Source organism: Flectobacillus major DSM 103, from assembly GCF_000427405.1.
GTDB classification, from domain to species: Bacteria; Bacteroidota; Bacteroidia; order Cytophagales; family Spirosomataceae; genus Flectobacillus; species Flectobacillus major.
In genome coordinates, this window is record NZ_KE386491.1 from 2,796,352 (window position 1) to 2,809,622 (window position 13,271).

The window sequence follows — 13,271 nt, forward strand, 5'->3', positions numbered from 1 at the left end:
ATAACAGGCCAAAACTCCTAATCTGCTGTGGGGCGTACTCTTTGGTCGTATTGTCTGGCTATACAAAAGTGATTGTTTTGAGGTTTTTCCGCCATTCCTTGTTAACAATTTGCCCACGCAAGGTATCGTTCGGAAATATGACTACATAGCCATCGGAAAGGTCTTTTTGAGCAAATAACGGACAATAATACAATAATAAAGCAAATAGTAAAAGCTTGTTTTCTATTGTCGAATAAAACTGATGAACGATACAAAACAATAGCTTTCATCGATTTACTTATAAGTTTGTATTTAGATGTAGCATGCCTCAATATGGCAATAATAATACTCATACCAAAATTATATACCTTTCACGCCAAAAACACCTCCTCATATCCAGGCAAAACGCTCATCTATATACCTTAATATTTTTGGCTTATATAGCAAAAAACTCCATAAGTGTATTGAACACCTACGGAGTTTTTTGCAACATAGTAATTCTGTTATTACTTTGCCAAAGCAGCTTTCAAGTTTTCGTCGATTGCCGCCAAGAATTCTTCAGTATATAAGTAGTGTTCACCATGAGAAACTTTGTTTCCGTGGATACACACTGCTAAGTCTTTAGTCATTTTACCAGACTCAACTGTTTCGATACATACTTTTTCCAAAGTCTGGCTAAAGTTGATTAGCTCCTCGTTACCGTCCAATTTACCACGGAATTCCAAGCCACGAGTCCAAGCAAAAATAGAAGCAATTGGGTTAGTAGAAGTAGGTTTTCCAGCTTGGTGGTCACGGTAGTGACGAGTTACAGTTCCGTGAGCAGCTTCAGCTTCCATTACAGTACCATCTGGCGTAACCAATACAGAAGTCATCAAACCTAAAGAACCAAAACCTTGCGCTACTGTATCAGACTGAACGTCGCCGTCGTAGTTTTTACAAGCCCAAACAAAGTTACCATTCCATTTCAAAGCAGACGCCACCATGTCATCGATCAAACGGTGTTCATAAACGATTCCTGCTGCTACAAATTTCTCTTTGTAATCTGCTTGGTAGATTTCTTCAAAAATATCTTTGAAACGACCATCGTATTTTTTCAAGATGGTATTTTTCGTAGATAAATATAAAGGCCATCCTTTGCTCAAAGCCATGTTGAAACATGAGTGTGCAAAACCACGGATAGATTCGTCAGTGTTGTACATTGTAAGAGCAACACCATCACCTTTGAAGTTGAACACTTCAAAAGTTTGTGGTTCAGAACCGTCTTCTGGCGTGAAAGTAACTGTTAATTTACCTTTTCCTTTTGTCAAGAAGTCAGTTGCTCTATATTGGTCACCAAAAGCGTGACGACCAATCATGATTGGAGCAGTCCAGTTTGGAACTAATCTAGGAACATTTGAACAAACGATAGGCTCACGGAAAACAGTACCATCCAAAATGTTGCGGATAGTTCCGTTTGGTGATTTCCACATTTGTTTCAAGTTGAATTCTTTTACACGAGCCTCATCAGGTGTGATTGTAGCACATTTAATACCTACACCGTATTTTTTGATAGCCTCTGCAGCATCAACTGTAACTTGGTCGTTCGTTTCGTCACGGTACTCCATGCCCAAGTCATAGTATTTAATATCCAAATCCAAGTAAGGAATGATTAATTTATCCTTGATGAATTTCCAGATAATTCTAGTCATTTCGTCGCCATCTAGCTCAACGACAGGATTTGCAACTTTGATTTTTCCCATTTTTGTATGAAAACGTTATTCGTTATTAATGATGCGTGAATAGTTATGCATATTTCGACTGCAAATGTACGGAATGAATTGATACGTAGGGAATTTTCTTTACTGAGAATCGTTAGTTTTTTAGCCAAAGCATTGCTAAAAAACATATAGTTTTCTATTTTTTTAGTAAGTTTAGTGGCTCAATTGTCTTGATTGAAGTAATTTTTTACCATTATCTTAGAATATTCTATGTCAAAAACATGGGCTATTTTTTGCAAAAAATAACCCTTTCTTTTTTTATTGCTCATGGATTTAGCTCTTTCAACACCCCAAATAGAAAATATCTCGGCTCAGCAAACGTGGCCTTTACGCCAGCAAGTTATGTGGCCACACAAGCCCTTGGCGTATGTTCAACTACCCGACGATGAAGATGGTCTGCATTTTGGGCTTTTTGTCGACTCGCAACTTATCGTTGTGATTTCGCTATTTGTACATGGTAATACTGCTCAATTCCGAAAATTTGCTACCCTTACTACTTTACAAGGCAAAGGCTATGGTTCGCTATTGCTACAACACCTTATTGCCGACTGTCGATGTCGGGGAGTCAAAAGCCTATGGTGTCATGCCCGTACTTCGGCATTGGCATTTTACCAAAAATTTGGCCTCGAAGCTGTAGGCAATACCTTTGAAAAAGATGGAATTGAATATATAAAAATGCAGGTAGAAATAGAAGCCCAATAAGCCAATCCATTAATTTTCTGAATCTTAATGAGATAGATTAGTGAAAATAGTAGGACTATTGCCTAATTTTGCCATCCAAATACAACAGATACGTTTCCAATTTCCAACAAGTAGCTTAATACTTGCTAGATTTATTACCAACATGACCGATTATATACTTAGAATTGATTGTCCTGACGAAAAAGGACTTGTGCATAAGATTACAGGCGTTTTGTTTTTCAATAACCTGAATGTAGAACGCACCGACGAATTTGTGGAAACCGAAAAAAATCAATTCTTTATGCGAGTAGCTTTTTCGGGAAACTGCGACCCCGAAAAAATTGAAGATGGATTAAGAGGTATTTTGCCCAATAGTGCCAATATTAACTTGTCGAAAAAAGAGATTAAAGACGTTGTTATATTGGTAACCAAAGAACACCACTGTATCAGTGATTTATTGGCAAGGAATGAATTCAAAGACCTGCCTATCAATATTTTAGCTGTAATAGGCAATCACGATATTTTGCGTTCGCTTACCGAGCGTTTCAATATTCCGTTCCATTACATTCCTGCCAAAGGCACCGACGATGCCGCTCGTTTAGAACACGAAGCCCAGATTCATGAGGTGTTATTGCAATATTCATTTGATTATTTGGTATTGGCCAAATTTATGCGTGTTCTTACGCCCGATTTTACCAAACGCTACGCTGGCAAGACAATCAACATTCATCACTCTTTTTTACCAGCCTTTATTGGGGCTAATCCTTACCGACAAGCCTACGAACGTGGCGTAAAAATTATTGGTGCTACGGCCCACTTCGTTACCGACGATTTGGACGAAGGACCGATCATTTTCCAAGATGTTATTAGTGTAAACCATACCAAAACAGCCGTAGAAATGGCAGCAGCTGGTAGAGACGTTGAAAAAATCGTTTTGGCCAAGGCCCTCAAACTGGTACTTGAAGATCGTGTATTTATTGCAGGCAACAAAACCGTAATTTTTGAATAGCCTTATTTCCCTAATCTTCGATAATCTGCATATTCCTATCGATGATTAGGGATTCCTTCCCTCCTACTTTTTCACAAACCAGATCGCCACTGGTGAGCAAAAAATGTTTGATATAAAATTGAGAGTTGGTCTTGATAACAAAAGTATATTCGCCATCTTCCAATGCCGCTACATCTAGGTTTAGGATTACTTTTGAGTCTTTGAGAATAGCCTTTTTGTGTTCTATAAAATCGGCCGATTTTCGGGTTCTTAAATAAGCGAAGATAGGTTCTTGCGTAGTATTGTCGACAAGGACTTTGTACAAAAGTGGATTTTTATCGTCTTTTATCATATTCACAAAAAAGCCTGATTTCCCAGCCTTTTTCACTACTTTATTCGTAGCTTCGTCTATAGTAATGTACTGAGCCTGAAGCACTTTCGGCACCAAAAGCAATACTACTAACAGCAACGTTTTGAGTACCCAAAGGTTTGGTTTTATTTTCATATTGGTTGTGCTTATTTTTACGCCAAATTACTAATTATCAATCATTTAATCAATGATTAAATTTAGTATTGACAATTCAGATATATCAGTTGTTTTTCTTGTATCATCATTAGGCTAGCCCAATACCCCACTTCGTCTGCTTTCCTTTATAGTATCTTTGGCTTTGTCAAAAGGCTTTATCATACTGCATAAACTTATTAATGCTTAATTTTTTTTGTACCTTTGCGGTTCTGATAGTTAGAACTTTAAAGATTTTAGGATAATCATAATATCTATAACCAACAATGTTTGAGAATTTAAGTAATAAACTCAATACCGCTATGCGTACCCTCAAGGGTAAGGGACGCATCACGGACGTTAACGTAGCTGCCACAATCAAAGAAATTCGTCGTGCATTGATGGATGCCGACGTAAACTATAAGGTTGCCAAAGAAATTACCGACCGTATCAAGGAAGAAGCAATGGGACAAAAAATCTTGATTGCTGTAGACCCAGGTCAAATGTTGGTTAAAATTGTACACGACGAACTTGTCAAACTGATGGGGTCGCAGGTACAAGGCATCAACCTCAAGTCGGACCCTTCGGTGATATTGATTGCGGGTTTGCAAGGTTCTGGTAAAACTACTTTCTCAGGAAAATTAGCTCAGTATCTCAAAAAATCTGGTCGTAATGTATTATTGGTTGCCTGCGATATTTATCGTCCTGCGGCAATCGACCAGCTAAAAGTACTAGGCGAGCAGGTTGGTGTAGAAGTATATGCCGAGCCAGAAAACAAAAATGCAGTAGATATAGCCCAAAACGCCCTTGCTTATGGCCGCAAGTTGGGTAAAAAAGTAATCATTGTCGATACTGCGGGTCGTTTGGCTGTAGATGAGGCCATGATGAACGAAATTGCTGCTGTAAAAGATGCTATCAAGCCTTCCGAAATTTTGTTTGTTGTAGACTCGATGACGGGGCAAGATGCCGTAAATACAGCCAAAACGTTCAACGAACGTTTGGATTTTGATGGCGTTGTTTTAACCAAGTTGGATGGTGATGCCCGTGGTGGTGCGGCTCTTTCGATTCGTCACGTTGTAGAAAAACCCATTAAGTTTATTTCGACTGGTGAAAAAATGGATGCCCTCGACCAATTCTACCCTGACCGTATGGCCAGTCGTATTTTGGGTATGGGTGACGTACTTTCGTTGGTAGAACGTGCTCAGAATGCTTTTGATGAGGAAGAAGCTGAACGTATCAACAAAAAGATTCGTCAAAACCAGTTTAGCTTTGAAGACTTCTATTCGCAATTACAGCAGATCAAAAAGATGGGTAACATCAAAGATTTAATGGGTATGATTCCGGGTATGGGACAAGCCGTAAAGGATGTTGATATTTCTAACGACTCTTTCAAGCCTATCGAAGCTATCATCCAATCAATGACTCCGAAAGAACGCCAAAAACCAGAGTTATTAGATATGTCTCGTAAGAAACGTATTGCTTTGGGGTCGGGTACATCGGTACAACAAATCAACAATTTGTTGAAACAATTTGACGATATGCGTAAAATGATGAAGATGATGAACCGTGTACAAGACGGCAAAATGAAGCTTCCTAATTTTCCAAAAAGATAATATTTGCCCTGTAGCCACATAAAATCATGTTATTTTGTGTGGCTATTTTTTATTAAAACTCATGAAAATCAAAGAGATCAATCATGTAGCATTGTATGTACGGGATTTGCCTCAAACGGTCCATTTTTATGGCAATGTGTTGGAGCTACCTATATTGCCTCGCCCCAACTTTGACTTTGAGGGAGCTTGGTTTGCTTTGGGTACTACTCATACATTGCATATTATAGCTGGCCGTACTTCCGAAGAAATTACAGGAGGCTCACGCAAAAATCATTTTGCAGTAGAAGTAGAGTCTATTAAAGACTGTGAAGAGTTTCTTCGCAACAAAGGCCTGAGCTTTTTAGGCCCTAAACGCCGCCCCGATGGTGCTCCTCAAATCTTTCTTCAAGACCCTGAAGGCTATTGGATAGAATTTACTTCTGATGAATTTATGACAACGTAGTTTTGCCGAGCGAAGCCAATACTTTGGTTACTTCTTCGGCTTGTTGTGTGCCTATTAGTAGGCGTGATTTGTCAGTAAAAACAAGCTGAATCCCTTTATTACCCGATACATTAAAGGCTTTGCCACTATTGCCAAAACCTACCCGATACCCCCAACCACCAAACTCACCAATGGGGTCGTATTCTCGTACAGCCACCGACTCTATTATCTCCCATGGACAGATTCGGTATGCTTGCTGAATCGGATAAAACCGTACATAAATCCCATCGTTCAGTATCATGGTTTGTAGACTTACTATTCTTAGCAAAACACTAAATACCAACATCAATATAGTAGAAATAATAAGAGCAGTATCGCTCATAGGGTTATCGCCAAAGGGGATTTTCAGAAAAATCTGTTTGATAAAGCCATATATAAATACACCGTTTGTTCCAATCATAATCAACCAAATCCAAACTTGGTTAAAGCGTTGTTTCTCAAAAAATAAAGGTTGTTTTTCCATAGGTTCTGCCATAAAACTCGTCAATCTAGTAAATTACCGAATATATTGTGGTAGTACTTGTGTATTACTACCAATGCTATTTTGTATTCTTACTTAATTTACAACAAAATTTGTTTTTGGACTCGCTCGCTTACAGAAATTTAGCCCTTGACTCATAAAAAAGTATCTATTCGTTATTACCCCAATACCTTTTGGGTTTCTAATGCGTACTTTATTTCGCAGGCAAGTAGCCCACTACCTCCGCCATAATGCTGAATAACCATAACATTAGGATTGATTTTTTGTAAATCTTGTCTTAGGGTTTGCTCTTCTACTTCGCTAATACCAGAGCCTAACAAGACTAAATTGAAAGGAATTTGGGCAAATAAGCTCAGGGCTTCTTCCAACGATTCTGTACCCAATGCTTGCCAATCAGGATTCTGGTTGATAAGTCGTAATACGACTTGCAAGATAGACTCATTGCGGCTAACAACTAGTATTTTGATAGTTTCCATAATAATCTGTATAGTATAATTGAAAAAATTAGTGATTTGGCAAATACGCTATTACTTGAAGGTATTCCATTAAATTCGGATTGATCACAAAGCTACTATCACAACGCCCCTCATATTTTCCCTCCAATCAGCATTATCCTATTAACTTATAAGTTCATTATCAAGCCTATATAACAATAACAAAGTTTCAAACAGCTTTATGGTTGTTTGAAGAAAACACTCTTTATTAGTTGATATTTTAGAGAAACATCAATTAATAAAGAGTGCGAAATATTGGATCTAAATACTCATTGGAACATCCATCAACAAGATTTCGGCATCGGCCACATTGGCCTTAATATCAAACTGGTTGGTATCCCAAATCCCAAATCCATCACGAGTATCTACTGTTTGTCCAGCAATCGTAAAGCTACCTCTTATCACAAAAGCATAAACACCATTGCCTTGACGCTTGATTTGATAACTTGTGACAACATCCTTATCAAAATTTCCGATATGAAACCACGCATCTTGATGAATCCAAACCCCTTCATCGTTAGGATTGGGCGATAAAATTTGTTGTAATTTATTATGGCGGTCGGCCACGTCCAATGTCATTTGGTCGTAGCGAGGTGTTACATTTTTCTTATTAGGAAAAATCCAGATTTGTAAAAACTTAGTATCCTTATCGGCATTTCGATTAAACTCGCTATGATACACACCCGTACCAGCACTCATTACCTGAATATCGCCGTGCTTAATAATAGCCACATTGTTCATGCTGTCTTTATGTTCCAAATCGCCCTCCAATGGAATCGAAATAATTTCCATATTGTCGTGTGGGTGTGTACCAAAGCCTCTACCCGAAGCTACGTGGTCGTCGTTCAATACCCTCAAAACACCAAAGTGCATTCTTTCAGGATTATAATAATTGGCAAAACTAAAAGTGTGGTAGCTATTGAGCCATCCATGATTGGCATGACCACGGGTTTCGGCTTTGTGAAGGATTGTATTAGCCATTGTATTGGTTTGAGGATTGGGTAGGTGATTAAACCCTAATATTTCTAAAGGTTTTAGTTCGTCGTTTTCATGTTGATTCAACGAATACCCAACGGCTGTAGAGGCTACCAACATACCTGTTCCAAACAAGCCTTTACGAAGAAAATCTTTGCGTTCCATATTTATCAATTTTTATACTACAAAATTGTATCAATACTTTGTCCAAAGCATTGAACTAGAACAAGAAATACCCCGCAATACGATTTATTTTTTGGCTAATTTGGCACGTACTTTACTCAAAAATTCGGCTGAAATACCTAAATAAGAAGCAATATAATGCTGTGGAACTCTTTGTGGAATACTTGGATACCGCTCCAAAAAATCTAAATATTTTTCTAAAGCAGGTTTTGAAATAGTTTTAAACAATCGGTTTTGGGTAACCGACAAATTACGCTGTACCAACAAACGGAATACCCGCTCAAATTTGGGTACTTTACTCAACAACTCTTCCTTGCTCTGAGGATTCAGGAATAATAGCTCTGTTTCTTCTAGTGTTTCAATAAATATTTTGCTTGGGGTTTGTTCATGAAAACTGGCAATATCGCTTACCCACCAGCCTTCTATGGCAAACTGTAAGATAACCTCCGCCCCATTTTCATCTAAATAATAGGTTCTGACACATCCTTTCAAAATAAACGCCTCAATATTACAAACCTCTTGGGCTTTGAGCAAAAAGGTTCTTTTAGGCACTTTTTTATATCCTAAAATCTGATTGAAAGTAGCCAACTCGTCGGCCAAAAAACTTACATATTTAGATACCGATAAATTGATTGCGTCGAAAGTGTGCATTAGCCTATTTTTTTACCTGAGCATTTCGCCATCATACTAGCTACTAAAGCCCACTAAAATAACGTTTTTTAAATGACAAAGGGTTCTCGCCTGTGAGCTTTTTAAAAGTTCTATTAAAATACGACATACTTTCAAAACCACAGTCAAAACAGGTTTCCGTAACGTTTTTGTCTAAAAGTAATAGATTTTTGGCTTGGTTAACTCGGTAGTGATTTAAAAATTCGACAAAAGTAACCCGTGTCATTTTTTTGAAATACCGACAAAATGCCGCCTCACTCAAATTACTCAAACTAGCTACCTCCGACAACTCTATTTTGCGTTGGTAGTTATCGTCTATAAACTGATAAAGCCTTTTGATTCGTTCTTGGTCACGTTTATTATATTGATTTTCAACGGGTTTTTCATGCAACAATGTATAGTCGTTGGTATTGGCCAAAAACTGAAAAATGTTTAGTACTTCCAAAAACTGCTCGAAATGCGGCAATTGAGCAATTACTTTGAGGCGTTTTCCGATATGTGTTTTGGTATCTGTACCAAAGGCAATACCGTATTTCGACAGCTCGAATAAACGAAATATGGTTGATAATTCTGGCACATTGCCAAAGGCATTACCCAAAAAATCAGAACGTACCTGTAGTACAACCTTCTCATAATCAGTCTTTACCATATAATCGAAGTTGAGATGAGGAATATTTGAGCCAATAAATACCAAGTCGTTGTATTCATAACGTGATATATGCTCGCCAACGTGCCTAGTGCCATTTGCTCCTTCTATATAAACCAATTCAAATTCGGGGTGAAAATGCCAATAAAAAATATGGCTCAAACGAGGATTGAGCAACAACCTAAACGAACTATTAGAATCGGGCGTAAATTCCTCTAAAACAATCTTCATCTTTTGATACGTTATTCTTGTATAAGCCTCAGAAATTGTACTTTATTTGTTTTAATATAATAATAATATACGATTATAGTCAAATTTGTTCAAAAAATGGCAATTATTAGCCAAGATTTTACGGGTTATTCGATATTAAATTTGTATAACTATTTCAATCTAAAACATTGCAAAACAAATAATATCATGCAAATGACCCCAACCATGACTCCTACTATGATGGCCAATACTGCTCATAAAGATATTCCGGGCAACCCATCAACAGCAACAAGTAGCCACATAAGCCTCAACGACCGCTCCAATGGCCAGCCATTACGTGTATTGAGCGAAGACGATTGGAAATTTTGGATACATAATGGCTATATTATTATCAAAAATGCTATTTCTCGCGAGCAAGCCGAGCGTACAGCCACCTTTTTATGGGAATTTGAAGAAAAAGACCCTCATAATCCCGACACATGGTATACAGCTCCAAGAGCCGAAATGAAAATGAAAGAATTGGCAGGCAGTGGTATGGTCGAAGTATACAATCATCAATTACTTTGGGAAAACCGCCAAATGCAACGGGTTTATGATGCTTTTGTGGATGTTTGGGGTACCGAAAAACTCTGGGTAACTATCGACCGTGCCAATCTCAACTTCCCCATGAGGCCAAACCATGTGTTCAAAGGCTTTATTCACTGGGACTATGACCCCGAAACTCGTCCTCAAAATGTACAAGGTGTATTGGCTTTGGCCGACCAAACCGATGAGAATATGGGTGGATTTCAGTGTATTCCTGAGTTATTTAGAAATTATGATACATGGAAACTTACCCAACCCGAAGACCGAGATAGATTTAAACCTGATACTTCAGATTTTCAGGAAAAAATGGTAAAAGTAAAGCTAGAAGCTGGCGACCTACTGATATTCAACAGCTTACAACCACATGGCATTCGTCCCAACCTTACCCGAGACAAAGTACGAATAGCCCAATATATTTCGATGATGCCAGCCGAAGAAGATAATGAAGCCCTTCGTGCATGGAGGGTCAATTCTTGGAAAAATCGTATTGCTCCAGAAGGCTACGCTTTCCCTGGCGACCCTCGTAATTTTGAAAGAGATAGATACCAAACCGCTGTTTTGAGCGATTTAGGTAAAAAATTGCTAGGTTTAGAAAAATGGTAAATACCCTCGACAGGTACAGCCAACTTTTGGCTGTACCTTTTTTTTACAAATCTTCACACATATTTGATTATGCAACATCAACAATTATACACTACGCTCAACAATGGTATCCAAATGCCTTTGTTGGGTTTGGGTGTTTATGATATGTACCAACAAGAAGCCGAACAGGCCGTATCATGGGCTTTAGAAACAGGCTATAGACTAATAGACACGGCGGCTATGTACAACAACGAAACCGAAATAGGCAATGCCATCAGGCAAAGCTTGGTACAACGATCCGATATTTTTGTGACTACCAAAGTTCATAACGATGACCAAGGCTTTGACCCAACCTTGCGGGCATTTGATAAAAGTTTGCAAAATCTTCGTATCGACTATATCGACCTTTATCTGGTACATTGGCCTATTCGAGCTACACGCAAAGAAACATGGCTGGCACTCGAAAAGCTCTATAGCGAAGGGCGAGTAAAGGCTATTGGTGTAGCTAATTATTTAATCCCATTCTTGGATGAACTCCAAACGTATAATTCGATAGTTCCTGCTGTAAATCAGGTTGAGCTAAGTCCTTATTTGTTTGACAAAGATTTGGTAGAAGTCTGTCAAAATAGGAAAATACAGCTTCAGGCGTATACTCCGCTGGTACGAGGCTTACGCATGAACGACCCCAAATTACTGGCAATAGCCACACAGTACAGCAAAACACCTGCACAGATTATCTTGCGTTGGGCTATACAACATGGTATTTCGAGTATTCCTAAATCAGCTAATTTGAAAAGATTACAAGAAAATTTCAATATTTTCGATTTTCATATTAGCCCCGAAAATATGTCTTTTTTGGATGGATTTAATGAAAATTTGCGGGTTGTAGAAGACCCCATGGACCTTTTTTGATAATACCTGCACTGCTTTTAGGCATTATCCATATAACCAGACAGTTACCAAACGTACAAAATCTATTATTTAGGTTTTGTACGTTTTTTTTTCTCACAAAATGGTCTGAAATTTGTAATATCTTTCCATTATATCGTAAAAAACCATTTTATATGAAAGTACTCTATACGGTACTCATTTTCACTTTGCTAATAGGATGTAAAAGTATGAACAACGATACAAGCATTCCACCTCCCAGTATTATGCGTATTTTGGTTCTTGGCGACTGGGGGCGCTACGGCCAATATGCCCAAAAGCAGGTAGCCCAACAAATGAATAATACCGCCAAAAATGAACCCATTGATTTTGTTATTGCTACTGGCGATAACTTTTATGAAGATGGTGTAAAGGACTTAAACGACCCCCACTGGCAGCAGTCTTACGAACAAATTTATACAGGCGACAAAATTCAGAAAGATTGGTTTGTTATTTTAGGGAATCACGATTATTCGGGCAACCCAACGGCAGAACTCAACTATCATCAAATCAATAAAAGATGGAATATGCCTAGTAGGTATTATTCTTTTGCCAAATCGTTAGCCAATAACACCTCTGTTCGTTTTATTTTCTTAGATACAACGCCATTTATTAACGAACATCGAAACAATAGTGCTAAACATTCAGATATATTAAATCAGAATACCACTGCTCAACTAAAATGGCTCGATAGTACGCTATATGCTAGTAAAGAAACATGGAAAATTGTGATAGGGCATCACCCTATTTATTCGGCAGGAACAGGCAGAGGAAATCAGCCAGAAATGATTGATTTGATTAAGCCCCTCTTAGAAAAGTACAAAGTACAGCTTTATATTGCTGGCCATAGCCACAATTCGCAATATATCAAACGCCCCGATAGTAAAGTGGATTATATGGTGGCAGCGGCAGGTGCTTATGCCAATGATATGGTCAGGCCCAACCCTGACTTGCTGTTTGGCACAAATCAGCCTAGTTTTTCTATGTTAACAATTACCCCAACTTCGCTTAAAAGCAGTATTATAGATACTACTGGTACGGTAGTATTTCACAAAGAAATAATCAAATAACAAGCATATTTTTCTAGTACCATTAATCATAACTTTATGAACTATATTTCCGAATCGCAGTATCTTGAAGCATTAAGTGTAATTAAGCAATATGAAAAACAAAATATTGCACAAATTGCTAGCCCATCGGGCTTATCTACATCACTTAACTGTAACAAACATTTGAAAGACTTTATCGAAAAACACCACATTAATAGCCTAGACGAGCTGTGGGCGTATTACCAAAGTAAACAAATGATGACCTGGGCTGGTTTTGGTAAAAAGCTATTAATTGAGGTAGAAAATACCCTCAAGGAAAAAGGCTACCCTGTTTAGTTGTTTAGTTAGTGGGTGGGTGAGTTGTGAATGAGTGATTGAATCAACTAATTTGATTAAGCATATATCAATCAACAAGTTAACAATGCTTATACATTCGTTATCATTCACTCATCCACTAACTCACAACGCC

General features: G+C 38.0%; 16 protein-coding genes. 8 read left to right on the top strand and 8 right to left on the bottom strand.

Annotated features, from left to right (window positions below; genetic code table 11):
* Window positions 1-58: 58 nt before the first annotated feature.
* Window positions 59-259 carry a hypothetical protein gene (locus FLEMA_RS76810; protein ID WP_144080107.1) on the bottom strand — a complete coding sequence of 67 codons (201 nt, stop codon included), beginning with the start codon at window positions 257-259 and terminating at the stop codon, window positions 59-61.
* A gap of 226 nt (window positions 260-485) precedes the next feature.
* A complete protein-coding gene (locus FLEMA_RS0120795) occupies window positions 486-1,718 on the bottom strand; it encodes an isocitrate dehydrogenase (NADP(+)) (protein ID WP_026997782.1) in 1,233 nt (410 codons plus the stop codon).
* Window positions 1,719-2,003: 285 nt separating this feature from the next.
* On the opposite strand from FLEMA_RS0120795, the gene FLEMA_RS69375 reads away from it, so the two are divergent.
* The gene (locus FLEMA_RS69375; RefSeq protein ID WP_044171817.1) at window positions 2,004-2,438 is read left to right on the top strand and encodes a GNAT family N-acetyltransferase; all 435 of its coding nucleotides are present in this window, start codon (window positions 2,004-2,006) and stop codon (window positions 2,436-2,438) included.
* A 142-nt stretch (window positions 2,439-2,580) separates the two neighbouring features.
* Window positions 2,581-3,426: a formyltetrahydrofolate deformylase gene (gene purU / locus FLEMA_RS0120825; RefSeq protein WP_026995947.1), complete on the top strand. Its 846-nt coding sequence runs from the start codon at window positions 2,581-2,583 to the stop codon at window positions 3,424-3,426.
* Between the two features lie 10 nt (window positions 3,427-3,436).
* Here purU and FLEMA_RS0120830 read toward each other — a convergent pair whose 3' ends face one another.
* The gene (locus tag FLEMA_RS0120830; protein ID WP_026995948.1) at window positions 3,437-3,910 is read right to left on the bottom strand and encodes a hypothetical protein; all 474 of its coding nucleotides are present in this window, start codon (window positions 3,908-3,910) and stop codon (window positions 3,437-3,439) included.
* A gap of 284 nt (window positions 3,911-4,194) precedes the next feature.
* Between FLEMA_RS0120830 and ffh the strand changes: the two genes are divergently transcribed.
* Entirely contained in the window at window positions 4,195-5,520 is a 1,326-nt protein-coding gene (gene ffh, locus FLEMA_RS69380) for a signal recognition particle protein (protein WP_044171819.1), read from the top strand.
* Window positions 5,521-5,581: 61 nt separating this feature from the next.
* A complete protein-coding gene (locus FLEMA_RS69385) occupies window positions 5,582-5,962 on the top strand; it encodes a VOC family protein (RefSeq protein ID WP_044171821.1) in 381 nt (126 codons plus the stop codon).
* On the opposite strand, the gene FLEMA_RS0120870 is transcribed toward FLEMA_RS69385, so the two are convergent.
* The 5 genes from FLEMA_RS0120870 to FLEMA_RS0120920 form a co-directional block, all read right to left on the bottom strand.
* Window positions 5,949-6,464 carry a hypothetical protein gene (locus tag FLEMA_RS0120870; protein WP_044174728.1) on the bottom strand — a complete coding sequence of 172 codons (516 nt, stop codon included), beginning with the start codon at window positions 6,462-6,464 and terminating at the stop codon, window positions 5,949-5,951. The two genes, FLEMA_RS69385 and FLEMA_RS0120870, sit on opposite strands and share 14 nt — an antisense overlap.
* A gap of 176 nt (window positions 6,465-6,640) precedes the next feature.
* Entirely contained in the window at window positions 6,641-6,958 is a 318-nt protein-coding gene (locus tag FLEMA_RS69390; RefSeq protein WP_044171823.1) for a response regulator, read from the bottom strand.
* 279 nt (window positions 6,959-7,237) lie between these two features.
* Complete coding sequence (locus FLEMA_RS0120900) at window positions 7,238-8,116, bottom strand: pirin family protein (protein WP_044171825.1); 879 nt, start codon at window positions 8,114-8,116, stop codon at window positions 7,238-7,240.
* Window positions 8,117-8,200: 84 nt separating this feature from the next.
* Window positions 8,201-8,785, bottom strand: coding sequence for a Crp/Fnr family transcriptional regulator (locus FLEMA_RS0120910; protein WP_026997783.1), 585 nt, complete (start codon window positions 8,783-8,785; stop codon window positions 8,201-8,203).
* Between the two features lie 43 nt (window positions 8,786-8,828).
* A complete protein-coding gene (locus FLEMA_RS0120920; RefSeq protein WP_026995955.1) occupies window positions 8,829-9,680 on the bottom strand; it encodes a helix-turn-helix domain-containing protein in 852 nt (283 codons plus the stop codon).
* A gap of 186 nt (window positions 9,681-9,866) precedes the next feature.
* Here FLEMA_RS0120920 and FLEMA_RS69395 point away from each other — a divergent pair, with 186 nt between their 5' ends.
* The 4 genes from FLEMA_RS69395 (at window position 9,867) to FLEMA_RS69410 (ending at window position 13,138) form a co-directional block, all read left to right on the top strand.
* Window positions 9,867-10,847 (top strand): phytanoyl-CoA dioxygenase family protein, encoded by a 981-nt coding sequence (locus tag FLEMA_RS69395; protein ID WP_044174730.1) that lies wholly within the window; start codon window positions 9,867-9,869, stop codon window positions 10,845-10,847.
* 69 nt (window positions 10,848-10,916) lie between these two features.
* Window positions 10,917-11,738 (top strand): aldo/keto reductase, encoded by an 822-nt coding sequence (locus FLEMA_RS69400; RefSeq protein WP_044171827.1) that lies wholly within the window; start codon window positions 10,917-10,919, stop codon window positions 11,736-11,738.
* Window positions 11,739-11,890: 152 nt separating this feature from the next.
* Window positions 11,891-12,823: a purple acid phosphatase family protein gene (locus FLEMA_RS69405; protein WP_052354098.1), complete on the top strand. Its 933-nt coding sequence runs from the start codon at window positions 11,891-11,893 to the stop codon at window positions 12,821-12,823.
* 36 nt (window positions 12,824-12,859) lie between these two features.
* Entirely contained in the window at window positions 12,860-13,138 is a 279-nt protein-coding gene (locus FLEMA_RS69410; protein ID WP_044171829.1) for a hypothetical protein, read from the top strand.
* Window positions 13,139-13,271: the final 133 nt, after the last annotated feature.